Origin of the sequence: Archangium lansingense (genome assembly GCF_026626635.1) — a bacterium.
Lineage (GTDB): Bacteria > Myxococcota > Myxococcia > Myxococcales > Myxococcaceae > Archangium > Archangium lansingense.
In genome coordinates, this window is record NZ_JAPNKA010000001.1 from 2,512,310 (window position 1) to 2,537,330 (window position 25,021).

A 25,021-nucleotide genomic window follows, 5' to 3' on the forward strand; every position below is an offset into this window, starting at 1 on the left:
GACTCGTACGGACCATGGACCGAGAAAGGAACCGGCGAGGAGATCCTCAACGGGGACCGGCCCTGCAAACGCTATGGCGTCGGTGTCCTGTACCCCATGAAGGTACCTTCCGAGGATCAAGGGACACAGTCCAACGAGACTCCCGAGCCCACGGCAGGCCGGGGTGAAGCAAGCGAGGTCGTGACAGAAGAGGCCGAGAGGGCGCTCGAGAAGATGGCCGGGCGGTCAGGTCGCGACCAGGGGGCTGAGGACTTCGATCTCTCGGAAGCCAACCGATACCGGCCCAGCTCCATGGCGGTCACCTTCCTTGCGGAGCTGGTCCCGGGAGCGGTGCTGAGCGTCGATTACTCTGGTGGGCGATACCGCCCTCTGCAGGTGACCGTGGGTACCGCCGGGAGGACGTGGTGGGTGCGGAGTCCGGTCGCTGGCGGCACGAGCTTTACCGCTGAGCAGCTCATCGCCAGCTCTAGCAGGGTCCTTCCAGGAAAGCCCCACGTCACCTCACCTGTGGGGCCCGAGCTGCGCGTCGAGACACTCTGCCGGCCTTTCGTGGGTGCGGATCCGGACTCACGCCTCTTCCTCGTCACCGTCTGTCTGCTCAACCGCAAGTCGGTCGATGGCGCTCCTGACGAGGCATGCCTCTTCCAGTCTGCATTCACGGTGACGCTGCGAAGCCCCTCTGGCCCGAGTGCGCTCATCGCGCCGTATCCGCGGGCTCCCGCGGAGCTTATGGATGAGGAGGAGCAGGAGATCGCGATGCTCTATCGCGATGCCCAGACCTTCGCGGTTGGCCATGGTTGTGCCGCCGAGTGGAGCGCGACTTCCGCTGAGGGAAGCCGGGTCGAATGGGTCCGTGCGGAGTGCCTGCCGACATTCGAAGCCCCGAGCGTCACTCCGGACATCCAGCGCCCGGATGGATCCCTGTTGCAGGTCCGTATGGCCCCGCTGGCGGGACTGGAGCCTGGAGACGACGGGTTCTCCTCGCTTGAGGAAGTGGTCGAGCTGTACGGCAAGTGGATCGCTACCCAGGAGGAGGCGGCGAAGCTCCTGGCAGGGCACCAGCCAGCGGCTGCCCGCCACCTGGCGCTTTGCAAGGATGCGCATCGACGGATGAAGGGGGGCCTTGCGTACCTGAGGCGTAACGAGCTCGCGCTGAAGGCCTTCCAACTCGCGAATCACGCGATGCTCCTCCAGCAGGTTCGTACGGCAAGCCGGCAGGTACGCCGCCGCGAGTACGACAGGAAGGAGAAACGCTGGAAGCTGAGCTCCCCCATCGAGCCCGTCCGTCTGCCCGATCCTTCCGAGTCCCGCGGCCGGTGGCGGCCCTTCCAGATCGCGTTCCTCCTCATCAGCCTGGAGTCCACCTTGGAGCCCAGCTCGGAGCCCAGCGCGTCCGAGCGGGAGACGGTTGAACTCATCTGGTTTCCCACCGGCGGCGGAAAGACCGAGGCCTATCTCGGACTCACTGCGTTCGCGATCTTCCTCAGGCGTCTCCGCGCACTCGACAAGGGGGGCGCGTCGGAGGACGCCGGGGTTCATGTGCTGATGCGGTACACGCTCCGGCTGCTGACCAGCCAGCAGTTCCAGCGTGCCACGGCGCTCCTCTGCGCGATGGAGTACCTGCGGCGAAAGAACCCAGGGCTACTGGGAAAGAGGCACTTCGCGATCGGTATCTGGGTTGGCGGAACACCGAACCGGCGCGAGGCCGCCCGGAAGGCGCTTCGCCATCTTCAACAGAACGGTGAGTCAGGTGAGGACAACATCGTCGTCCTCGAGAAGTGCCCGTGGTGCCGAGCGGAGTTGGGAGTAGGAGCGAGCAAGGTCGGACAGCAGTATCCCGTGCATGGGTATGAGAGCCGCCCCAGTCCCGCTGGAGTGGAGACGGTGGTTGCCCGGTGCCCGGACCCCCTCTGCGACTTCCATCAGAAGCTACCCGTTGAGTTCGTGGATGAGGACATCTACGAGCAGTCACCCGGCTCGAACCCCGTGTCGCTCCTCATAGGCACGGTCGACAAGTTCGCGATGCTCGCCTACAGGCCAGAGGCGAGGGCCATCTTCGGGCGTGGCAAGGACGGCTCGCAACAGGTCTCCCCGCCGGGACTGATCCTCCAGGACGAGCTGCACCTCATCTCGGGTCCCCTGGGCTCCATGGTGGGCATCTATGAGACTGTCATCCAGGAACTGTGCACGGATCGCCGTCATGGCACCAGCGTGCCTCCGAAGATCGTGACGTCCACCGCGACGATCCGGCGCTACCGCGACCAGGTTCGCGACGTCTTCGGCCGGAAAGCAGTCAGCCTCTTTCCTCCACCCGGTCTCACCTCTTCCGACTCCTTCTTCGCCCGTGTGGCGCTCGACGCCCAAGGCCGCCCTTTGAGGGGCAGGGTGTACGTGGGAGTCCATGCGCCAGCGCTCGGCTCTTCGCAGACCGCGCAGGTCCGTACCTTCTCGGCGCTCCTGCAGGAATCCCTGGCCTATGCACCGGATCAGCGCGACCCATGGTGGACGCTCCTGCTGTTCTACAACAGCCTCCGGGAGCTCGGTGGCGCCCTCACGCTGTTCCACTCGGATATCCCAGGGTACCTGGAGGCCTTGCGGCGCCGCCTGGAGCAGACGACTCCAGGGGCACGGCGGCTGTGGAAGCTGATCGAGCTCACAGGCCGTCTGGAAAATGATGAGGTGACCTCCGCGCTGTCGGCACTCGAGGTGGAGGCGGGCCGGCCGGGTCAGGCGGTCGACGCATGCCTGGCCTCGAACATCATCGAAGTCGGCGTGGACATCGACCGCCTCTCGTTGATGGCCGTGGTCGGCCAGCCGAAGACGACGGCCCAGTACATCCAGGTGACGGGCCGCGTGGGCCGCAGGTGGCAGGAGAGGCCAGGGCTGGTGGTGACCATCTACAGCGCCTCAAAGCCTCGCGACCGGTCGCACTTTGAGAAGTTCCGCACCTACCACGAACGCCTGTACGCCCAGGTAGAGCCGACGAGCGTCACCCCTTTCTCGCAGCCCGCGCTCCTCCGCGCGCTGCATGCGATCATGGCCATCTACGTGCGCCAGACCGGAGACATGAGACAGATCGAGACTCCCTCGAAGGTTCCCTACGCACTCCTCGAGAAGCTTCGCGACATCACGCTCGCGCGAGCCGGTCTGGTCGATGGCTCCGAGGTAGAGACCGTGAACGCCATCTTCCAGAGACGTATCAGCGAATGGGAGAGATGGTCGCCTTCTCTCTGGAACAGTTGGGGTGTGGAGGAGGACCCGCCGCTCCTTCGTTGGCCCGGGAAGTACGCTCCGCCTGATTTCGTCGCGCGTTCCTGGGTCACACCCTCCTCCATGCGCAACGTCGACGCGGAGTGCCAAGTGGAGATCTCCTCCAGGTTCCTGGATTCACCGACCAGCGCCTCTGCTGGGAAGGTGCGTACCGATGAGTGACTATGTCCGCAGGGCGCAGCTGATCGCACCGTCGGGTGTCGGGGCCATCACCGTCATCAAGGGCGGTACCTCCGTCATCTGCGCGGGTATCGACCACTGGTTCGAGCGTTCCGACAGCGTCGACCCGAAAGAAGGAGTCGATGCTTCAGAGTTCGAGGTAGACGAGCCGCGGCTCCGGAAACTCCTGGGCGTGGAGAAGCTCTATACCCCGCCCGATTATCGCCGCTACCAGGCAGGCTCCGAGAACCGGAACGTCGGGCTCAAGATCCACTTCCTGCGTTTCCCACGGTGGCACGTCTGCAATGACTGTGGCGAGCTGGTGGAGGTCTCGATGGCCGCCAGGGGAACACAGTATTGCGCCGGGAGGTGCCGGCAGGAGCGTGGCCGGGCCCGTCGGATCTTCCAGGTGCGCTTCGCCGCCATGTGTGAGGGGGGGCACCTGCAGGACTTTCCCTGGCGAGAGTGGGTTCACCGGGATGTCTCGCCGACGTGTCACGAGAAGCTTCGCATGACAGGAGGGGCTGGTGCCTCGTTGGCGGCCATCACCGTCGAGTGTGCATGTGGCCGGAAGCGGAACCTCTCGGAGACCATGGATGCGGAGACGGGCGAAGGAGGCCAGACGGAGACAGCCCTCACGCGGAAACTGGATGCCTCGGGTGCACTCTACCTGTGCACGGGGCAACGCCCCTGGCTCGGGGCGGAGGCCGCCGAGGGCTGCAAGAGACACCTTCAGGGCACCCTCCTCAATGCGAGCAACCTGTACTTCGCCAGCGTTGCGAGCGCCATCTACCTTCCCCCCATGGCGGGCGCGACAGCCCCTGTCGAGCTCGTCGATTTCCTCTCCTCGCCGGTGCAGGCAAGTGCCATCACGACCCTCAGGAGTTTTGACGCACTCAATGTCCTGACCCTGCGCAAGAAGTGGGGCAAGGAGCTTGCCAGGTACAGCGATGAGCAGATCAGCGCGGCGCTCTCGTCAGGCGACAGCAGGGAGCAGGCGGAAGCAGAGGATACGGACGACCCGGTGATGTTCCGGCGGGAGGAGTTCGAGATCCTGAGTGACCCACAAGATCGCGAGCAGCTCCGAGTGAAGGTGGTCCCTGTCTCCCAGTACACCGAGTCTCTCTCGGGACAGCCGTTCTCGCGGTTTTTTTCGTCAGTGAGCCTGATCGACCGTCTCCGGGAAACCCGGGCACTCTACGGCTTCACACGTGTGAAGCCGGAAAACGGCCTCAGCCTTCAACAGCAGAAGGCCCAGCTGCGTCGCAGGCAACTTCCACCCTCGGAGGAATGGCTTCCGGCCTACACGGTCTACGGAGAGGGAATCTTCCTGATCCTGAACGAGGCGTTCCTCCAGGAGTGGGAGCGCAAGGGGGGGGCCGCCCACAGGCGGGCGAATCGGCTCGGCAAGGCCTATGAAGCATTGGCGGATCGCGGTTGGGGGGGCCAAGCCCAGCTCTCCGCCCGGTCGCTGCTCGTGCACACCCTGGCCCATCTGCTGATCAACCAGCTTACGTTCGAGTGCGGCTACAGCTCCGCCTCACTCAAGGAGCGCCTCTATGTCTCCTCGGATGAATCCGCACGTATGGCGGGCCTGCTCATCTACACAGCGGCCGGTGATGCGGATGGGACCATGGGAGGGCTCGTACGCATGGGGAAGCCGGGCCGTCTGGAAGCCGTCATCCGTCGAGCGCTTGAGGGGGCTGACTGGTGCTCCGCCGACCCTGTTTGCATGGAGATGGGGGAGGCTGGCGGACAGGGCCCAGATTCGTGCAACCTGGCTGCCTGTCATGCGTGCGGGTTGGTTCCTGAAACAGCCTGCGAGCAGTTCAACCGCTTCCTGGATCGCGGGGTCGTCGTCGGGGTTCCCTCGCAGCGGGACATCGGATTCTTCCGGGGTGCCTAGAGCCGCCCCAGTAGCCCTGCTGGGCGCCCAGGTTGTGCTTGTCGTGTACGAAGACGCCGGTGATGCCCGCATACTCCGAATACGTCCAGCTCGACACCCGCTTGCGCCGAGGTGGTAAAGCTCAAGGTGCAGCGCCACGAGCGAGGCCAGCTCGCCCGGTTGCCGCTGGCGGCTTCGGCGGAAAAAAGCCCCGCGACGTCCGAGGGGGACATCCCGGGCCTTGCTACATCCCTTGCTACAGCCTCCCGGAAAGCGGAGCCCTTTCCGGGAGATACGGAGTGGAGGCGGCAGGAATCGAACCCGCGTCCGAATGTCCCTGGCCATCTCCCGCTACGGGGACTGGACGTTGCAACGGCCCTCGGCGCGGCGCGTGAGATCCTCGGCCACTGTGCGCAGCAGGCCTCGAGTCAGTGCCGAGCGCTCTGCCTCCGTCTTCTCCCCTTGCGTGAGCCACTGCGCCACCTTCCCCAGGCTCGCCGCTGTCACTACTTGCAGCCGCACCCCCACCTCCACCACGAAGGTCGCCTCCGCCTCCGGCTCCTCCTCCAGCGTCCACGCCACCCGCTCCAACTCCAGCGTTCCCACTCCCGCCAGCAGCCTGCCGTCCAATACCCAGCCGCCCTCCTTCGCCGAGTACACCAGCACCTGGGTCAGCCGCGCCGCGTCCATTCGCTCGGAGAACCACAGTGGCCGGCGCCGCAGCAGCGTCAGCTCCACCTCCAGCCGCCCCGCGAGCCCCAGCCGCATCAACCGCTCCAACTCGGGCGCTACCAGCGCGAGCGCCTCGGGCCGCACCACCACGCGTCTCCCCACCCGCGTCGCCGAGCACGTCACCCGCGGTGGCTCCTCCGCCCGGGCCATGGGCGCGAGCAGGCCCAGCGCGGCCACCAGCGCCACGCCGAGCCTCCTCCTCGTGCTCGCTCCGGGTGCCTTCATGGTTCCTCAGAAGGGCCGCACGAAGAGCAGCCGCGCCTCGGGGGTGAGCGACGCCCGCTCGTCCGTGCGCCAGGCCACCGACAGGTGCACCGTGTCTCCGAAGTAGAGCTGAGCGCCCACGCCCAGCTTCGGGTCCCGCCAGCCCAGCTCGTTCTGGTGCACCGAGCCCACGTCCGCGAAGGCTCCGATGAAGCCCCACCGGTACTCCGCGCTCGCGAGCAGCGAGGCGTCGCCCCGGAACTCCTTGAAGGCGTAGCCGCGCAGCGCGCTCCACCCGCCCAGGGCCTCCTGCTTCTGCAGCGGCAGATCCTCGCCTCCCGCCGCACGCACGCGCAGCCGCAGGCCGTCGTTATGGCCCGTGCTCACGTACAGCACGTTGTCGCTCACCACCTTCCAGAAGCGGTACTCCGCGCCGCCGCCCAGCTCAGGGCTGCCCACCTCCACCGTCAGCAGGCTGCGCACCGACGTCCGCGCCGGCCACTCCCAGTCGTTGCGTAGCAGCGACAGCTCGGGGTTGCGGAAGAGCGAGCCCACGCGCTCGGCCCGCTCCGCGTCACTCGCGTACTCGAGGTGGCCCACCACCGACGTCATCCGCCCCTCGTCCACCAGCGGGTTGGGGAAGGGCGCCGAGTCGCGTCGGAAGAGCGAGAAGGGCGGCGCGAAGCTCACCAGCGAGTCGTACGTGTCCCGGCGATACTCCGCTCCCACCAGCCACTGGGGCCCGAAGCGCCAGGTGGCGAAGCCCGTGTATCCCTTGCGCCGGAAGTATTCCGAGTCCGGGCGATTGATCAGCGCGGAGTAGATGTAGGAGTCGATCGCCCCCATCCGCCACCGGTCGTTGGTGTCCGTGAAGTCGTAGAGCTGGACGCCCACCTCCGCGAGCCGCAGCACAGGCACCTGCACCTTCGCCCCCACCAGCCAGTTGAGGCGCCGCTGGAACGCCGTCCGCTCAGGGTCTCCTGGAATCCGCTGGCCGCCCCACCGCAGCGGAATGGTCAGCGCCGCGTCCAGCGTCACGTGCGCCCGGTTGCGCACGTCCCACAGCGTGAGCGAGCCCGCCAGGCCAGGCGCGAAGCCCGTCACCTGCGTGTGCATGGGAAGCAGCTCCGCGCTGAAGGTCGAGCCCCTCGGGCGTACATGGACCACCACGCGGCGGCCCACGGTGGTGATGGCGTCCTCCTCGTCTCCGCGGCTCCACTCGTCCGCCAGCATGTCCCAGGACAGCTCCACCTCCTCCTGCCAGTGCTTCTTCTTGCGCCGGCTCTCCTCCGCCACCGGCCGGTAGTGCCGCGTGCCGTCCTCTCCGCGCTCCTCCTCGAAGCGCGTGGCCGACCTGGGCAGCGTCTCCACGTCCCTCAGTGACAGGAAGGGCATCTCCTGCGCCAGCCGGCCCTTCGCACGCCGCAGATCGCTGCGCAGCAGCACGTCGCCCGGCTTGATGCCCATCACCTCTCGCACCCGCGCCGCCACGTCCTCCTCCACGCCCTGCACTTCCACCGCCTCCACCTTCCCCTCGTCCACTCGCAGCCGCAGCTGCCCCTCCGCCGTCAGCGTGGCGTCGAGGCTCGCGAGCAGGTAGCCCTCGTCCTCGACCTCGTCCTGCGCGCGCTCCAGCGCGTCGGGCAGGCCTCGCCACACGAAGCCGGGGTGGAAACGCCCCTTGTCGAACGAGGCCAGCAGCTCCCTCGGCGGGTACGGCGCAGGGCACTTCCGGGCGGAGATATGTACCCGGATTCCCTCTGCCTCGATGCGCACGTTGGCTACCGAGTCCTCATCGTCGTCGTTGTCGTCACCGTCCTCGCGATCACCGTCGTCGTCGTCACCGTCGTCGTCGTCGTCGGAGGGATACGGCGGCAACCGGAAGAGCTCTTCCTGCACATCCCGCTGCTCGTCCGCTTGCAGGCCGGTGATGTCCACGCTCGCCACGTAGGGCTGCTCCTCCAGCGTCACCACCAGCACCGGCGTCGAGCCCTCCGCGAGCCGCACCGTGGGCGTCACCTTCGTGAACAGCCCCGTGCGCACGAGCCGCTGGAGGATGATCGCCGCCTGCTCGGGGGTGAGCGAGCCCTTCGCGGGAATGCGGGCCAGTCCGCGCACCAACGGCTCGGGAAGGCGCCCGAGGCCCTCGAGCTTCACTTCCGCCAGCTCGCGGTTCTCCCCGTTGATGCTCAGCCGCAGCGCGCCGAGCACCTCGGAGTTCGTCTCACCGTCCTGCTCGTCCAGGCAGGGATCTTCCGTCCGCTGCGAGGGTTGGGCCTCCTGGGCCGGGGCGGGCGGGGAGGGCTCGGGTGTCTGGGTCGCGGCAGGCACAGGCGCCGCCGGGGTGTTGGCGCCAGCCGTGTCCTGGGCACCAGCCGCGAGCGACAGGAAACAGAGAAGGAGTGGGATGCGGTTCATGCGGGACAGGAGGAGCACGTGGCGTTCCAGGCCGGCTGGCGCTGCAAGTACGCGAAACCACGAGGTTTGCGCAGCGGCGAGGATGTCATCCCGACATCCTGATGTCTCGGGGTGATGTGCCTATGACATCGGCGGACCGTGGGCCCAGGTTGGGGGAAGACCCTCACCCCAGCCCTCTCCCAGGGGGAGAGGGGATTCATGTCGCGGGGATGCCGAGTGCCTTGAGGCGGCGGTGGAGGTTGCCCCGGTCCACCTGGAGCAGGCGCGCGGCCCCGGCGATGCTGCCTCCCTCCTCCAACGCGGCCTTGATGAGGGTGCGCTCGAAGTCGTCCACGTGCTCGCGGTAGCTCTTCTGTCCGAGCACGAGTCGCGCGGGGGCCGCTGCCGTCAGTGCCGCCGCACCCGTGAGGGACTCGGGCGTCAGGGTGAGAGGACCCCCGCCTCGCAGCAGGTTCTGGCGCTCGATGAAGTTGCGCAGCTCGCGCACGTTGCCGGGCCAGGGCCAGGCGCGCAGGGCATCCTCGGCACCGGGCGCCAGTACCAGCAGCACGTTCGGCCCGGCCAGCTCCGCTGCGAAGGCGCGGGCCAGTGGGAGGATGTCCTCGGGCCGCTCGCGCAGGGGAGGGAGGGCGAGGGGGAGCACGTTGAGCCGGAAGTAGAGGTCCTGCCGGAAGCGCCCCTCGCGCACCGCGAGCGTCAGGTCCCGGTGCGTGGCCGCCAGGATGCGCACGTTCACGGCAACGGGCATTCCGCCCCCCAGCCGCTCCACCTCCTTCGTCTCCAGCACGCGCAGCAGCTTGGCCTGCAGCTCCAGCGGCATGTCCCCCAGCTCGTCGAGGAACAGCGTGCCGCCATGGGCCTGCTCGATGCGCCCGAGTCGCCGCGCCGTGGCGCCCGAGAAGGCGCCGCGCTCATGGCCGAACAGCTCGCTCTCCAGCAGCGTGGAGGGAATGGCGGCGCAGTTGACCGCGACCAGCCGCCCCTTGCGCCCGGAGGCGAGGTGGAGCGCCCGGGCCACGCGCTCCTTGCCCGTACCTGTCTCGCCGGTGATGAGGATGGCCGTGTCGCTCGGCCCCACGCGGGCAATGAGCGTGCGCAGGGACTCCATGGCGGGGCTGTCCCCCACGAGGTGCCCGGGGCGCGCCAGCTCCTCCCTCAGCCGCTGCTGCTCCTCGCGCAGCTCGCTGAGGGCCAGCGCGTTGCGCAGCGCGGTGAGGAGCCGCTCGGGCGAGGGCGGTTTCTCCACGAAGTCGGTGGCGCCCAGCTTCAGCGCCTGCACGGCCTCGGCGGGGGAGGCCTCGCCAGAGAGCACTACCACCGGGACGGGAAGGGGACGGGGCAGCCTCGCGAGCAGCTCCAGTCCCGTCTCTCCAGGCATGCGCAGGTCCAACAGCATCAGCGCCGGGGGCTGGCCGGGTGCGTCGAGCAGGCGCAGGGCCTCGGCGGTGGAGCGGGCCTCCACGGGGGAGAAGCCTTCGTCGGAGAGCAGGCCCCGCAGGCCCTTGAGGACGCCCGGGTCATCATCCACCAGGAGGATGCGCGGGCCGGACACCTGGGGGCTCGGGGCAGCAAGAGGGGCGTGCACGGACCCAGCGTAGCGCAAGGGCACGGGGGACGGCTCGGCACGGGCTTTTCGGGCTGCCTCCGGGAGCGGGCTGTGACTACTCGACGAGGAAGGAGGTCCGGTCCACGCCGGTGTTGCCCGTGACGGGGTCATACGCGGTGACGGTGACCTCGTAGACGCCCTTCTGCTGCACGGGAAGCTCGCCCGCGAAGGTGCTCGTCTTCCCTGCGTAAGACAGGGGCACACTCGTGAGGGGCTTGCCATCGTGCTTCACCACGGCCTGGAGCTCGTACTTGCTGGAGTCCCACAGCCCCCCTGGCTCGGTGGGGCAGCCGCACATCATCACGACGTTGGCCCGGACGGGGACCGTCAGCTTGCCACCCGTGAGCTTGAGGCGCTCGTGTGCCTGTGGCGCGAGCGCGTCCACCACGAAGCCGGGTAGCTCGAGGATGAGGCCATCTCCCTGCAGGTGCTTGCCCGGCAGCAGCCACACCTGCGTGGAGGCGCGGACGCTCGCCTGTCGTTGGGCCTCGGGGGCGGACACCTCCACTGTCACCAGCCGGGGCTCGTCGAGCTCCAGCACCGCCTCGAACTTCGCGGCCTGCTCGTCCGCGAGCGGCGTGCCACGCGCGTGGGGCTGCTTCATCAACCGCTGGGTGTCTCCCGTGGTGCCGGTGGCGAGGCCGCTGGCCAATACCTGGCCGGTCTCCGCATCGCGCAGCACCACGCGGGCTCCGCCCATGGAGGTGCCAACGAATTTGCCGTCCTTCGCTCGCGCGCGCACCACCACCCGGGTCTCGGTGGCGAGCGTCGGCAGGGAGAGCAGCAGCAGGGTCGATATGAGTAATCCACGCATGAGGTGTTCCTCCAGCTACACATCCAGGTAAACGGCACTCGCACTTCGAGGGCGGCTGATCCGAGGCGGTGGAACGCCACCCTCAGCCGATGAGCGATGGCCAGTTGCGGCCGACCCAGGCGCGTTGCCCGGCTTCGGTCCGCCACTGGCCGTCCTCGCGATCGATCCTCCGCGAGCCGGCGAGCAGCGGCTCCAGCGCCGAGAGTATCCTCCCGGCGAAGGGCGCGTCGTGCACGACGAGCATGGCCTCACTCTCCCAGTAGGCCGCGGTGACGTCCAGGTTGGCGCTGCCCAACGCGACCGCGGTCGTATCGCAGACCATGATCTTCGCGTGCACATGCGGGAAGACCCGCTCCAGCTCGGGCTCCCAGGTGGGCGCCGGAGGCCTCGCGAACTCATAGGCCACTCCGCCCGCGGCGATTACCTCGTCGAGGCGGCTGCGGACGTACCAGTCCGCCACCTCGCGAATGGCTCCACCGGGGAAATAGCTTCCTTGGCCGTAGTGGGGACGGACACTGCCGAAGAGGACCTCCACGCGCACACCTCGCTGGAGCGCGGCGACCAGTGCGTTCCGCAACTCCAGGAGCAACGGGAAGGTGTTCACGATGACCAGCCGCGACCGTGCATGGCGGATGAGCGCGAGCTGGGTGTCCAGCGTGTGGGTGTCCGCGAGGCCCTCGTGCAGGACGAGCCGTGCCGGCAGGGGGCCCACCGGTGCGGCGGGGGGCACCGGATAGGGCTGACCCTCCGCGCGCGTCCACTCGGCCAGGAACGCGCTTTCGAGCACGGAGACCAGCGGTCCGGCGAGCCGCGCGCCGCAGTCGAGCCAGGGCACCTCGCGGTAGCTCGAGGTCCTCTGGAGGGGGACCTCGTCGAAGCCCGTGTAGTAGGGCGCGCCCAGGTTGCGGCCCGTGATGATGGCCTGCTCCGTGTCGATGAGGATGACCTTCCGATGGTTGCGCTGCTTGAGCTCGGCGAGGCTCGGCACCCCTGTCAGGGGCGCGATGGCGCGCACCTCGGCGTTGGGCACCTTGGACAGGCTGGCGAGGGCCGGGTTCATGGCGCCGAACGAGCCGTGTCCGCTGTAGACCGCATCGACGAGCAGGCGCACGCGCACGCCCCGCATCGCCGCCCGCTCGAGCGCCTCGGTGAAGCACGTGGTGATGGCATCGTCCTCGACGATGTAGCACTGCCAGTGGATGGTGCTCCGGGCGCCGTCGATGGCGGCGAGCACTGACTCGCGCGCCCGGGCATTGTCGAGCTCGAAGTCGATGGCATGGCCCCCGAGGTAGACATCACCCCCGGCCAGGGTCAGCTCGCGGAAGAAGGGGTCGGGCTCCTCAGGCACCGGCAGTGGTTCCGGCACGGGGTTTCCTGGCAGGAGCAGGAGCTCGTCCGGGGTCAGCGTCCGGATGAACGGGTTGCGGGGCTTGTGCTCGTCCCGGGTGACCACCGCGATGAGGCGGGCTCCACCAGCTACGAGGCGCTTGGCCACGCGCAGCAGGCGCTGGGCATCGACCTGGCGCGGGATGTCCTCGGCGCGCGCGTCATCGAGCCATGCACTGGCGTCGAGCAGCAGAGGCCTCCCCAGGCCCGGTACGCTCCTGCGCAGGCGCTCCCGGTGCATGTCGAGCGGCTCGCTGTCGCGCATGCGGACGAAGACGAGGTGGGCCACCTCGCCCAAGGCCGAGAAGGCGGCCTCGAGCGGGGCCTGGTCGAGCCCGCTGTCGAGGAGCAGCAGCGGCCGCTCGGGGGCGAGCACGTGACTCGGGGCGAGCTCCCGGGCCGCGGCGCCGCCCGTGAAGGCGAAGGCGAGGGAGTGCTCTCCGCGCACGTGGGAGAACCAGGCGGAGGGGAGGGCCGCGATGCCGTCCTGGTGCCGTGCTCCACCCAGGGGTGCGCCGCCCTCGAAGACCGTCAACACGCCCGGCTCCGGCACCGAGACGTTCGACAGGAAGCCGACGCGCTCGACCGCGAACCGGGGCTCCAGGCCCGGCAGGACCAGCGCGTCCGACACGCTGTAGCGCTCCTCGAAGAGCGAGGCCGCGGGCAGCGTGCGCGGCAGCAGCAGCGTGGGGACGTGCGCCTCCTGCATGGCCCTGGCGCCAAACAGGCCGAGGCTCAGTGCGTGGAGGTCGTCGACGGCATCGGTGGGCACGAGCAGGAGGTCCACTCCACATCGCAGCGCGGCCGAGTCGAACGCCTCCGCCTGGTCCGTAGTTCCCTCGAGGGTTTCGACCCGCAGCGTCTCGGTGATGCCCAGGGCACGCGAGAGCGTCTGGAGCTCGCCGGCCCGGTCCGGCGATGCCTCTGAGGTGAGGGCGATGAGCTCGACGGGCCGAGCGTGCCCCGTGAGAAAGGCCGCCACCGAGCCCAGTCCCCTGCCATCCGGGGCCAGCGTGATGCCGATCCGAGCGCCGGGCGCCTGCGTCCCCTGACAGTGTGCGCCGACCGAGAGCACGTGGATGTGCTCGCGGAGTGTGAGCGCGAGGATGACGCCCACGCGCGCCCGGGGTGACGTGCCGAGCAGCGGTCCCACGATGACCAGCTCGGAGCCGAGTTGCGCCACTGTCCGGGTGAAGGCCCCAACGTCGAGGTGGGTCTCGAGTTGGTGGCTGACGTCGGCCGGCACGGGCCAGTCGCGGGTGGCTTCCTGGAGGTGGGCGAGGACGGTGAGGCAGGGGGGCGGGTCGGTTTCGGGCTCACTGCGCTCGGGAGCGAGGCCATACAAGTGGATGCTCGCGGGTGCAGGGGCGAGACGCCGTGCCGCGGTCAGCAGCGGGGCTGGAGCCGAACCGGCATCGAAGAGAATCAGCAGGCGTTGGAGCATGGGAGGATGCGCGGGCCCAGCGTAGCGCAAGGGCACTGTGGGTGGCTCTGGGTCCGGGCTATAGAGTGCCCATGGCGCCCTCCCATCCCACCATTCGCCGCCAGGCCACCTCTACCGCATCCGCTCCCCTGACACGCCGCACGGTGCTCGGCTCGGCGCTCGGACTGGCCGGCGCGAGCGCGCTCGGCTGTGCGGGACGCGGACAGAGGCCCGGGGCGGGTCAAACCTACGACGTCCTGGTCCAGGGCGGCACCGTCTATGATGGCACGGGCGCGCCAGGCGTGGCCGCGGACATTGGCATCGCGGGAGGGCGCATCGTCGCCATCGGTGCGCTGGCGGGCGCCGGGGCGAGCACCCTGATCGATGCGCGCGGGCTCGCCGTTGCTCCGGGCTTCATCGACTTCCACTCCCATACGGATGGCACCCTGTTCGACGACCCGAATGCCGAGTCCGTCCTTCGCCAGGGTGTGACGACCGTGGTCACCGGACAGGATGGGTACTCGCGAGCGCCCCGCTTGCGTGCCTCCGTGGCGGAAGGTGGCTCGGACCGCTTCGAGAGCATGGATGCGTTCTTCGAGGCAATCGAGCGCCTCTCGCCCGCCGTCAACGTCGCGAACATGGTCGGGCTCGGCTCGGTGCGGAAGGCGGTCATCGGCGAGGAGAATCGTCCCGCCACGCCCGAGGAGTTGGCCAGGATGGTGGCCCTCGTCGAGGCCGCGCTCTCCGAAGGTGCGTGCGGTGCCTCCTCCGGGCTCGAGTACACGCCCGGTGCGTTCGCCTCCCTCGAGGAGCTCATTGCCCTCTGCCGCCCGCTCGGCGCGCGAGGGCTCGTCTACGCGACGCACATTCGCAATGAGGATGAGCAGCTCCTCGAAGCCATCGACGAGGCGATTGCCGTCGCGCGTGGCGCGGGCTGCCCGCTCCACATCTCCCACTTGAAGACCTCGGGACGCAGGAACTGGAGCAAGCTCGAGCAGATCTTCGCGCGACTGGAGCGGGCGCGCACGGAGGAGCGTGTCGACCTCTCCTTCGACCGCTACCCCTACACGGCGTACCAGACCACCTTGACCAACCTCTTCCCCGCCTGGAGCCGGGATGGTGGTGCGGACGCCTTTCTCGCGCGTCTCTCGGAGCCGGGGATGGGAGAGCGCCTGCGGGAAGCGGCGATGACGAAGGTGGAGAGCATCGGTGGCTGGGACAACGTGATGGTGTCCGCGGTGGCCCATGCTGCGGACCGGGCCGCCGAAGGGCAGCGGCTCGGCAGCTATGCCGCGGCACTTGGCACCTCTCCTTATGAGGCAGCCGTCGGTCTGCTCCAGCGCAGCCGCGGTAACGTGGGCATGGTGGGCTTCGCCATGAGCGAGGACAACCTCGTGCGCATCATCTCGCACCCGCTCTGGATGGCGGCGAGTGATGGCTCCGCCATGGCGCTGGAGGGGCCTGCGCGCCGCGGCCATCCGCATCCGCGCTCGTTGGGGACTTTCTCCCGGGTGCTCGGCGTGTACGTGCGTGAAAAGAAGGTGCTGACGCTCGAGCAGGCCATCCACAAGCTGTCGGGATTTCCTGCCGCGCGTGCGCGCCTGAAGGATCGCGGATTGCTCGCACCCGGGATGGCGGCGGACGTCGTGGTGTTCGACCCGGCCAGCGTCGCGGACCAGGCTACCTATGCCCAGCCCTTCGCGTATGCCACAGGTGTCCGCGCGGTGCTCGTCAATGGGGCGCTCGCGTTGCTTGACGGCGAGCGGGGGCCGCAGCGGGCGGGACGTCCTCTGCGGGTCACCGCGGCCTGACAGGGGCAGGCTGTCCACAAGCCAGGCTCCGTTCCCGGTCCCACGACCAGCGAGCGTCCGAGGAGCTTTCACGAGTGGGAGCGATTCCCAGTCACCGCTCCCCACCTGGAACCGCATACCATCAGAGGGGGCTGGCGCCACGCAGCTTCGAGGTGCGGCTCTGGCTCACAGGGGCATTTCTTCATGTTGGATATCCCGGGTTACCGAATTCTGGGCACGCTCCGAGCGACGGGGTCGAGCGTGCTGTTCCAAGCGGTGCGCGAAGCCGATGGTGTGCCCCTCATCATCAAGACGCCGATGGCGCCCGCTCCCAGTTCCAGCGAGAACGAGCGGTACCGGCGGGAGTTCGCCATCCTCCAGCGGCTCCGGGACGTGCGCGGGGTGGCCAGGCCCTATGCCTGTGAGCGGCTGTACGGGCGACCCCTGCTCTTGCTGGAGCGGGTGCATGGTGAGGCCTTGTCCGAGTCCACGGGCCAGCCGATGGAGGTCTCCCGCTTCTTGAGTCTGGCCCTCTCGCTTTCCTCCACCCTGGCCGAGGTCCACAGCCGCGACGTCATCCACAAGGACATCAAGCCGTCCAACATCATCGTGGAGCAGTCAGGAGAGGCGCGGCTCATCGACTTCGGCGTGGCGACGCTCCAGCAGGTGGAGCATCTGGAGGCGGCGCCGACGCATCTCATCGAGGGCACGCTGGCGTACATGTCGCCCGAGCAGACCGGACGGATGAACCGCACGGTGGACTACCGCACGGACTTCTATTCGTTGGGCGTCACTTGCTACGAGTTGTTGACGGGGCGCAGGCCCTTCCAGGCCCAGGACGCGCTCGAGTGGTTTCACGCTCACATGGCGCAGAAGCCCAAACCGCCCCATGAGCTGAATCCGCAGGTGCCGCTGGCTCTGTCCGCCCTCGTGATGAAGCTGCTGGCCAAGGTGGCCGAGGAGCGCTACCAGAGCGCCGAGGGCTTGAGGGCGGACCTGGTGCGCTGCCGCGAGGCGTTGAGCCGGAGCGCGCAGGAGGTCTTCCCGCTGGGGACGCAGGACAAGCCCCAGCGCTTCCAACTGCCGCAACGTCTGTACGGGCGTGAGGCGCAGGTGACCGCGCTGCTCGGGGGCTTCGAGCACGTGGCGCGCACGGGCCGGCCGGAGTTGCTGCTCGTCAGCGGGTACTCGGGAATCGGCAAGTCCTCCGTCGTGAACGAGCTGCACAAGCCCGTGGTCCGGCGGCGCGGGTTCTTCCTGCGCGGCAAGTTCGACCAGTTCCAGCGGGACATTCCCTACGCCACCCTGACCGGGATCCTCCGTGGACTGGTGCAGCAACTGCTCGCTGGGAGCGAGGAGGAGTTCGCCCGGTGGCGCGAGCAGGTGAATCAGGCCTGGGAAGGCCAGGGGCAGCTGCTCGTGGACATGGCGCCCCAGCTGGAAGCGCTGGTGGGCCGGCAGCCCGTGCTCCAAGCATTGCCCGCCAGCGACGCGCAGCTCCGCTTCTTCCAGGTGGTCCGCCAGTTCCTGTCGGTGTTCGCCACGCAGGAGCACCCGATGGTGGTGTTCCTGGATGATTTGCAGTGGGCGGACCCCTCCAGTCTGAAGCTGCTCGAGCAGTTGATGTCCCATCCGGAGAGTCCCCCGGTGTTGTGGCTCGGCGCCTACCGGGACAACGAGGTGAGCCCCTCCCACCCGCTGATGGTGGTGTTGGGGAAGTTGCGCGAGGTGGGAACGCGCATCACGGACATCCGGCTGGAGCCGCTGCACCTGGAGCAGGTGGAGGAGTTGGTGGGCGAGACGCTCCCGGGAGCGAGCCGGGAGGTGGTGGCCCCCCTGGCGGTGCTGGTGCACGAGAAGACGGGGGGCAACCCCTTCTTCCTGCTGCAGCTGCTGGTGACGCTCCATCAAGAGGGCCTGCTCGTGCGCCTGCCTCAGGGCGGCTGGCGGTGGGATGCCGAGGGCGTCCGAGCCCGGGACTACTCGGAGAACATCGTCGACTTCATGGTGGACAAGCTGCGCCAGTTCCCTCCGGACACCCAGCACCTGCTGCGGCTGGCGGCGTGCGCGGGCACCGCCTTTTCGCTCCAGATGTTGGGCACCCTCTCGGGACTCTCCGAGGTGGAGGCGGTGGAGCAAGGCCTCGAGCCCGCGCTGCGCGAAGGCATGCTGGGGCGCGTGGGGGCGGAGACGTACCGCTTCCTGCATGACCGCATCCAGCAGGCGGCCCATTCGCTCAGCTCCGAGGCGCAGCGTCAGGAGGTGCACCTGCGCATCGGCCGGTTGCTGCTCCAGAGCTTGTCCCCGGAGCAGGTGCGCGAGTCACTCTTCGAGGTGGTGAGCCAGCTCAACGCCGGGGTGGCGCTGATGGAGGACCCCGCCGAGCGCCACCAGCTCGCGCGGCTCAACGCCGAGGCGGGCGACAAGGCCCAGGCCGCGCTCGCGCTGCGCCCTGCCATCACCTACTTCACGACGGCCTTCTCGCTCATTCCCGGTGACCCCTGGGAGACGGACTACGCCCTGGCCTTCCAGGTGCGAATGGCCCAGGTGCGCACGGAGCTCATGAGCGGCTCCCCCTCCGAGGCCCAGCGCCAACTCGCGGAGCTCCGCTCTCGGGCACGCACCCGCGCGGACACCGTGGCCACCTATCTCTTGTCCCAGGACATCCACTTCGCCACGGGTGAGTACCTGCAGGGCATGAATTGCATCCGGGAGTGCCTGGAGCTGCTGGGCATGCCGGTGCCGATGCGGCCCACGTGGGAGGAGGCCGTCGCCGCCAATGAAGAGGTGTGGGCCCTGTTGGGGCAGCGTCCCATCGAGAGCCTCATCGAGTTGCCCCTCATGACCGACCCGGACGTGAAGTTGACCGTCGCCACCCTCTTCAAGCTCTTCCCGGGCGCCTACTCCTCCAACCCCCACCTGCTCATCGTCATCCTGAGCCGGATTGTCTCCCTCACCCTGCGCCACGGCTTCGTGGACGCCGCCGTGCTCGGATATGTCTGGTTCGCCGTCATCACCGGCTCGTTCTTCAAGCGCCACCGGGAGGGCCTGGCCTTCGCACGGCTCTCCCTCGGCTTCGTCGAGCGCTACAACCTGTCCGCCCTCCGGGGAGATGTGCTGCTCGGCATGCAGTTCAGCCATTACTGGGTCCAGCCCCTCGCCCGGGCGCAGGAGATCCTCCTCAACGGCCTGCACCATTCGCTTCAAGAGGGGGCGGTCGCGCCCGCCACCTATTGCAGCGTCTATCTCGTCATCAACCGCCTCGCCATGGGGCACCCCCTGGACGAGGTCTACCAGGAGTCGCTCGTGCGCGGCGAGTACCTGAGCAAGACGGGCTTCTTGGATCCCCTGGAGTGGCACCTGGTGACCCAGCGCTACGTGCAACAGCTGCGGGGCCACTCCCTGTCGTTCCAGACCCTGAGCGGGGAGGGCTTCGACGAACAGGCCTTCGAGGCGCGGATGACGCCCGAGCGGCTGGGCGGCACGCGGTGCCATTACTGGGTCTTCAAGATGCAGTCTCGCTTCATGTGCGGCGCCTACGCGGAAGCCCGTGAAGCGGCGGACAAGGCGGCCGGGTTGTTGTGGGCCAACCTGGGCACCCTCAACTCCCGCGAAGGCCACTTCTTCCGTGCCCTGACGCTGGCCGCGTGCTTCGAGGAGGCCTCTCCCGAGCAGCAGCGGGAGTTCCTCGAGGCCATCGAGCAGCACTACCAGCAGCTCGCGCAATGGGCGGAGCTGTGTCCCGAGAACTTCCGCGCGCTCGAGCGGCTCGTCTTCGCGGAGCGGGCCCGCCTCCTCGGACGCTCGGAGGACGCGACGCGGGCCTACGAGGAGTCCATCCGCGTGGCCCGGGAGAACGGGGCCACGCCGTACCTGGGGCTGGCCAGTGAGCTGGCGGCGAACTTCTGGCGCACACGCCAGTCGCCCATCGTCGCCCACGCCTTCGCGCGCGAAGCCCGGGCGGCCTACCAGCAATGGGGAGCGCGGGCCAAGGTCCAGCACCTGGAGTCCCAGTGGCCGGCGCTTGCCTCCACGGTGCTTCCCCAGGATCCGCTGACCACCAGCAGCACGGACTCCACCCGCATCGACGTGCTCACGGTGGTCAAGGCGCAGCAGGCGATTTCTGGCGAAATCGTACTGGAGCGACTGGTGACGGCGCTGATGCAGGCGGCGCTCGAGAACGCGGGCGCCCAGCGAGGCGCGCTGCTGCTCTCCAATGGGGACACGCTCTCGGTGGCGGCCCTCTTCCAGACCTCCCCGGACGGTGCCATGGAGGCGTCGGACGAGGGCGGTCACCACGCGGTGCCCTGGACGCTCCTCTCCTATGTCCGGCGCACGCGGGAACACGTGCTCATTGGGGATGCCTCCCAGCCCCACTCCTTCGCCTCCGATGCCTATCTGGCGCGCAGCGGAGCGCGCTCGGTGTTGTGCCTGCCACTGATGACGCGGGAGCAGTTCACCGGGGCCCTGTACCTGGAGAACAACCTGACCACCAACGCCTTCAGCCCGGCGCGCCTGGTGCTGCTGGGACACCTCGCCTCGCAGGCGGCCATCTCCATCGAGAACGCACGGCTGTACGCGGACGTGCAGCGCGCTCGGACGGAGCTGCGTCAGGCCAATGACGAGCTGGAGCGGCGGGTGGAGGAGCGCACGCACGAGCTCAAGCAAGCCCAAGCGCGTCTGGTGGACACCGCGCGCGAGGTGGGCATGGCGGAGGTGGCTTCCAACGTGCTGCACAACGTGGGCAATGTGCTCACCAGTGCCGTGGTCAACCTGGAGATGATGCGCAAGGCCGTGGGCTCCCTGCGCGTGGGCCGGTTGAATCAGGCCGCGGCCCTGATGGTGGAACACCGCGGGGAGCTGGCGGACTTCCTGACGAAGGACCCGCGTGGCGGCAAGCTCCCGGACTACCTGACGGCGCTCGGGAAGGACATGATGAGCGAGCAGATGCACCTGATGGAGGACCTGGATGAGATGAACCGGCACATCGAGCACATCCGGGCCATCGTCCAGGTGCAGCAGACGTATGCGCGAAACTCGCTGATGATGGAGGAGTGTGAGTTGTCCGGACTCATCGACGACGCGCTCCGCATCCAGATGGCGGCGCTGCGGCGTCACGGCGTCACCGTCCATCGAGAGGTGTCGCAGGTGCCTCGAGCGTACGTGGACAAGCACAAGGTGTTGCAGATCCTCATCAACCTGCTCAGCAACGCGAAACAAGCGCTGGACGGAGTGCCCGAGGGTCAGCGCAACCTCTGGGTGAAGCTGGAGGCAGAGGGCAAGGTGGCGCGCATCCAGGTGGCGGATGATGGGGTGGGGATCGCACCGGAGCTGATGGGGAAGCTGTTCATGCACGGCTTCACGACGCGCAAGGAGGGCCACGGCTTCGGGCTCCACGCGAGCGCGCTGGCGGCGCAGATGCTCAAGGGCCAGCTCACCCTGATGAGCAAGGGGCCGGGCCAGGGCGCCGTCGCCACGCTGGAGCTTCCACTCCCCTCGGCAAGGGCTTCATAGCGGCGCGGCGCGAGGGGGACCGGGGAAGCCTTGGCGCGGACCTCCGGCCGCTGGGGAGTGGAGAAGGGACTCCTCCCTGTTCTCCAAGGAGTGGGGCGATGAGGTGCGACACGGGGTAGGGCGGGTCTCCTGACGCAAGCAGGCGTGCATGGCGCTCCCCTGCCTGCTACCGCTCCCACCGGACCTTCCCGTGGGAGGTGGGACTGATGTTGGAGCTCGAGGTGCCGTCCATGTCCGGAGCCGGTCTGGAGGGACCGGACCTCTTGTCGTCCCTTCAGCGCTCCCGCGGTCAGCTCCTCGGTCGGATGAGCCGCGAGCTGGCCCAGTGCTCCGGACGGTATGACGTGTTCCGCTGCCTTGGCCGGGTGGCGCTGCCGGAGCTGGGGGGCTGGTGTGACCTCGATGTGCTCCAGGACGGCGTGCTCCAGCGGGTTGCCGCCTTTCGCGCTCCCCATGGCCAGGTCCATGGACCTCCAGGAGGTCCGCCCTCACCACTGGCCTGGCGGGTGGCGCGGTCGGGCAGTCCGGAGCTGCACCAAGGACTCTCCGAGCAGGTAGCGCTCCTGTTGTCCCCGGAAGAGGAGAACCTTCCTCGCATCCAGGAGGCCGGGCTGCTGGACTGCATGGCGGTGCCCCTGTGGTTGGCGGGGCAGCTCATCGGGGTCATCTCCTTCGCCTCGCGGGAACCGGAGCTGCGCCTGGACGGAGCGGCGCTGGCGCTCGCCGAGGACCTGGCCGGGTGTGTCGCGCTCGCGCTCGAGGCGGACCGGCTCCGTCAGGAACTGGAGCATCAAGCCGCTGATTTCAAGACGCTGCTCGACGTCATCCCGGTGGGTATCGGCATCGCCCGCGACCGCGAGTGCCAGCACATCCAGCAGAACCGCTGGTTCGCGCGGCTGCACGGCCTGCCGCTCGACAGCAACATCTCGCTCAGTGCGCCCGATGGCGAGCGCCAACCCATCCGCTACCGCGACGCCCAGGGCCGCACGCTCCCCTCCGAGGAGTTGCCGATGCAGCGGGCGGTGACGACGGGCCAGGAGGTGCTCGACGTTGAGCTGGACCTCGAGGTCCAGGGGGCCCGGCGCGGCACGCTCGTCATCTCCGCTGTCCCTCTCTTCGACGCGTCGCACCGCCCCCGCGGTGCCATTGGCACCATCCAGGACGTCACCGCGCGCAAGCGGGCCATGGAGGCGCAGCGCTTCCTGGCCGAGTCCAGTGCGGTGCTCTCCTCGTCGCTCGACCCGGAGCAGACCTCGCGCACGCTGGTCCGGCTGTGCGTCCCCGCGCTCGCCACCCTGGCGATGTTCTGCGGCAGGCGGCCCGATGGGGCGCTCGGGCTGGTGTCGATGTCCCATGCGGACCCCTCCCTCCAGCCGCTCGCGGACGAGATGGCTCGCACCCTCGTCATTTCCGAGGAGCATCCTGTCCACGAGCTCATCGCCACGGGCCTGCCCCGGCTCATCCCGGTGGTCAAAGAGGCCTTCTCTTGGACTCTGCGGAACGGCCCGAGCGAGCGGTTCGGCATTCGCTCCGTGATGCTCATTCCGCTCGCCACCTCCCAGGGGGTAGCCGGCGTGCTCGCGCTCGGCTCGACGGATCGGACCTATACCGAGGACGACTTCACCTTCGCCAAGGAGTACGCCGCCCACGCGACGTATGCCATCGACAACGCGCGGCTCTACCGTGAAGCTCGGGACGCCGTGGCCCTGCGCGATGAGTTCCTCGGCATTGCCGGCCACGAGCTGCGCACACCCCTCACGGCCCTGAAGCTCGGGCTCCAGCGCCTCGTCCGGGAGAGTGCCGCGCTGGGAGATGAAGATGCCGAGCGGTTGTCGAAGTGGGCCGCCACCTGCCAGCGCCAGGGCGAGCGGTTGGGCAGACTGGTGGGAGACCTGCTGGACGTGAGCCGCATCACCTCCGGGCGCCTGCCCATGGTGCTGGAGGAGATGGACCTGGCTGCGCTCGTGGAGGAGGTGGCGGCGCGCATGAGGCCGGAGCTGGAGAAGGTGGGCTGTAGCCTCGTGCTGAAGCTGCGCTCACCGCTCGCCGGGCGGTGGGACCGGTCGCGCCTGGACCAGGTGCTGTCGAACCTCCTCGCCAACGCGATGAAGTATGGACCGGGCCGCCCCATCGAGGTCTCGGCCTCGTCCACGCCCGAGGGAGTGTGCGTGCGCGTTCAGGATGAGGGCATCGGCATCTCCCCGAGGGATCAGGCGCGCATCTTCGGACGCTTCGAGCGGGCGGTGTCCGAGCGCCACTATGGTGGGCTGGGGCTCGGACTGTGGATCTCCCAGCAGATCGTCTCCCAGCTCGGGGGCCACATCCGCGTGGAGAGCGAGCAGGGCCGGGGCTCGAGTTTCACGATCGAGCTTCCCCGGTGGGTGGAGGATTGAGGGGCAGCTCCACGGGTCGCTGCTCGCCGCCTATCCGAGTAGCTCCGGCAGGGGTCCTTCGGCGATTCTCGTCGGTCCTTCCGAGCCGAAGGTGTTGAAGTCGGTATCGCCCGAGGCGTGGCCCAGGGTGTTGAACAGGTTGGACACCTGGCGATTCCGTGCCGTGCCCTCGGCCGGATACACCACGGTCCGTCCATCCGTCTTCAGCCCCAGCGCATTGCCACCGAGGACGAGCTTGGGCCACTCCCTCGCCTCCGAGTGGTGCTGTTCGCCATTGTCGGACATGAAGACGATCACCGTGTGATCCAGCATCGAGCCGGACGCATGGAGCTCCGGCGTCGCCGCCAGCGCGCGTGCGAGCTTCGCCACCAGGGCCACGTGCTTCCGGGTGACGGCCGCGATGCCGGTCCAGTTGGCCGCGTTGTCGATGCCGTGCTGGAGGTCATGACGCCCGACGTTCGCGATGCTCGGGTCATAGGCGACGTCGAAGCCCGAGGTCCCCGCCGCCAGCACCACCAGGTTCGTCAGCCCGCCCAGCAGCGCGGTGGTGGCGATCTCGAATTGGGCCTCGAGCCACTTGAGTGAGTCGGGCGGGGTTGTGCCTCCCTGCAGCAACGGATTCACGGACGGGTCTGGGGGAAGCAGCGGCTTCACCTGCGCCGCCATTCCCTGCAGCTGCGTCTCCCTGGCACGCAGCGACTCGAGCGAGGTCAGGTACCGCTCCAGCTTCGTGCGCTCGTGGGAGTTGCCCTTGAAGGTCGCGAGCGCGGCCTTCGCGTCCTCATGCACGAAGTCAAAGAGCATCCGGCGCTCCTGGCCCACCGCCGTGTTGGCCGAGAGCGAGCCGAAGATCGTGTTGTACGCGAGCATCGGGTTCACCAGGATGCCGGCGGGCTTGCGCGGACCGTACGAACACGTCTCGTAGACGATGGGGGTGCGCGCGGAGCTGGTGCCCAGTCGGATGGCGTCGAAGGGCGCGGTGCGCTTGAGCCTCGGTGCCAGCACCGCATCCAAGGTGGCGGCCGAGCCATGCACCGCGCAGCTCAGCGCCCCCGTCCCCGACGAGTGCCCACCTCCGGCGATCGTCGACGACAGCCCGAGCAACACCGCCGCACGGTTCACGAGGGACGGCGCGCCACTGCCTCCGGCGAGCGACCCCAGACACAGTGCGCTGGAGAGGTCATCGCCCGTGCGGAGCAATGGCGTCTCGGGATACACGTCGAGAAAGTTGTGCCGCTTGCCAACCTTCGGGCCGAGGGCCGCGCGGGTCCCGCTGGACAGGAACGCCTCGGGGTAGATGCCGTTGCACTCCAGCACCAGCACCAGCCTCATGGGCTTCGCCGTCTGGGCGAGCGCCTCGCGGTAGAAAGGTGCGAACAGTCCAGCGGCCACGGCGGATTTGAGCAACGCGCGTCGGGTCAGCATGG

11 protein-coding genes are annotated in these 25,021 nt (G+C 68.5%); 5 read left to right on the forward strand and 6 right to left on the reverse strand.

Annotation, left to right across the window (positions count from 1 at the left end):
• Positions 1 to 96 precede the first annotated feature (96 nt).
• Both OV287_RS10045 and drmB read left to right on the forward strand, forming a co-directional pair.
• Positions 97 to 3,432, forward strand: coding sequence for a helicase-related protein (locus OV287_RS10045; RefSeq protein WP_267533786.1), 3,336 nt, complete (start codon positions 97 to 99; stop codon positions 3,430 to 3,432).
• Complete coding sequence (gene drmB / locus OV287_RS10050; RefSeq protein ID WP_267533787.1) at positions 3,425 to 5,335, forward strand: MrfA Zn-binding domain-containing protein; 1,911 nt, start codon at positions 3,425 to 3,427, stop codon at positions 5,333 to 5,335. Before OV287_RS10045 ends, drmB begins: the two co-directional genes overlap by 8 nt.
• A 330-nt stretch (positions 5,336 to 5,665) precedes the next feature.
• Here drmB and OV287_RS10055 read toward each other — a convergent pair whose 3' ends face one another.
• The 5 genes from OV287_RS10055 to OV287_RS10075 form a co-directional block, all read right to left on the reverse strand.
• Positions 5,666 to 6,271: a hypothetical protein gene (locus tag OV287_RS10055; RefSeq protein ID WP_267533788.1), complete on the reverse strand. Its 606-nt coding sequence runs from the start codon at positions 6,269 to 6,271 to the stop codon at positions 5,666 to 5,668.
• Positions 6,272 to 6,277: 6 nt separating this feature from the next.
• A complete protein-coding gene (locus OV287_RS10060) occupies positions 6,278 to 8,686 on the reverse strand; it encodes a BamA/TamA family outer membrane protein (protein ID WP_267533789.1) in 2,409 nt (802 codons plus the stop codon).
• Positions 8,687 to 8,864: 178 nt separating this feature from the next.
• A complete protein-coding gene (locus OV287_RS10065) occupies positions 8,865 to 10,277 on the reverse strand; it encodes a sigma-54-dependent transcriptional regulator (RefSeq protein ID WP_267533790.1) in 1,413 nt (470 codons plus the stop codon).
• 52 nt (positions 10,278 to 10,329) lie between these two features.
• Positions 10,330 to 11,088 (reverse strand): hypothetical protein, encoded by a 759-nt coding sequence (locus OV287_RS10070; RefSeq protein ID WP_267533791.1) that lies wholly within the window; start codon positions 11,086 to 11,088, stop codon positions 10,330 to 10,332.
• Positions 11,089 to 11,170: 82 nt separating this feature from the next.
• Positions 11,171 to 13,918: a phospholipase D-like domain-containing protein gene (locus tag OV287_RS10075; protein ID WP_267533792.1), complete on the reverse strand. Its 2,748-nt coding sequence runs from the start codon at positions 13,916 to 13,918 to the stop codon at positions 11,171 to 11,173.
• 71 nt (positions 13,919 to 13,989) lie between these two features.
• Here OV287_RS10075 and OV287_RS10080 point away from each other — a divergent pair, with 71 nt between their 5' ends.
• The 3 genes from OV287_RS10080 (at position 13,990) to OV287_RS10090 (ending at position 23,594) form a co-directional block, all read left to right on the forward strand.
• Positions 13,990 to 15,708, forward strand: coding sequence for an N-acyl-D-amino-acid deacylase family protein (locus OV287_RS10080; RefSeq protein ID WP_267533793.1), 1,719 nt, complete (start codon positions 13,990 to 13,992; stop codon positions 15,706 to 15,708).
• 183 nt (positions 15,709 to 15,891) lie between these two features.
• Positions 15,892 to 21,201 (forward strand): trifunctional serine/threonine-protein kinase/ATP-binding protein/sensor histidine kinase, encoded by a 5,310-nt coding sequence (locus OV287_RS10085; RefSeq protein WP_267533794.1) that lies wholly within the window; start codon positions 15,892 to 15,894, stop codon positions 21,199 to 21,201.
• Between the two features lie 206 nt (positions 21,202 to 21,407).
• Positions 21,408 to 23,594, forward strand: a complete 2,187-nt coding sequence (locus tag OV287_RS10090) for a sensor histidine kinase (protein ID WP_267533795.1) — start codon at positions 21,408 to 21,410, stop codon at positions 23,592 to 23,594.
• A gap of 30 nt (positions 23,595 to 23,624) precedes the next feature.
• Here OV287_RS10090 and OV287_RS10095 read toward each other — a convergent pair whose 3' ends face one another.
• Complete coding sequence (locus OV287_RS10095; protein WP_267533796.1) at positions 23,625 to 25,019, reverse strand: DUF1552 domain-containing protein; 1,395 nt, start codon at positions 25,017 to 25,019, stop codon at positions 23,625 to 23,627.
• Between the last annotated feature and the right edge of the window lie 2 nt (positions 25,020 to 25,021).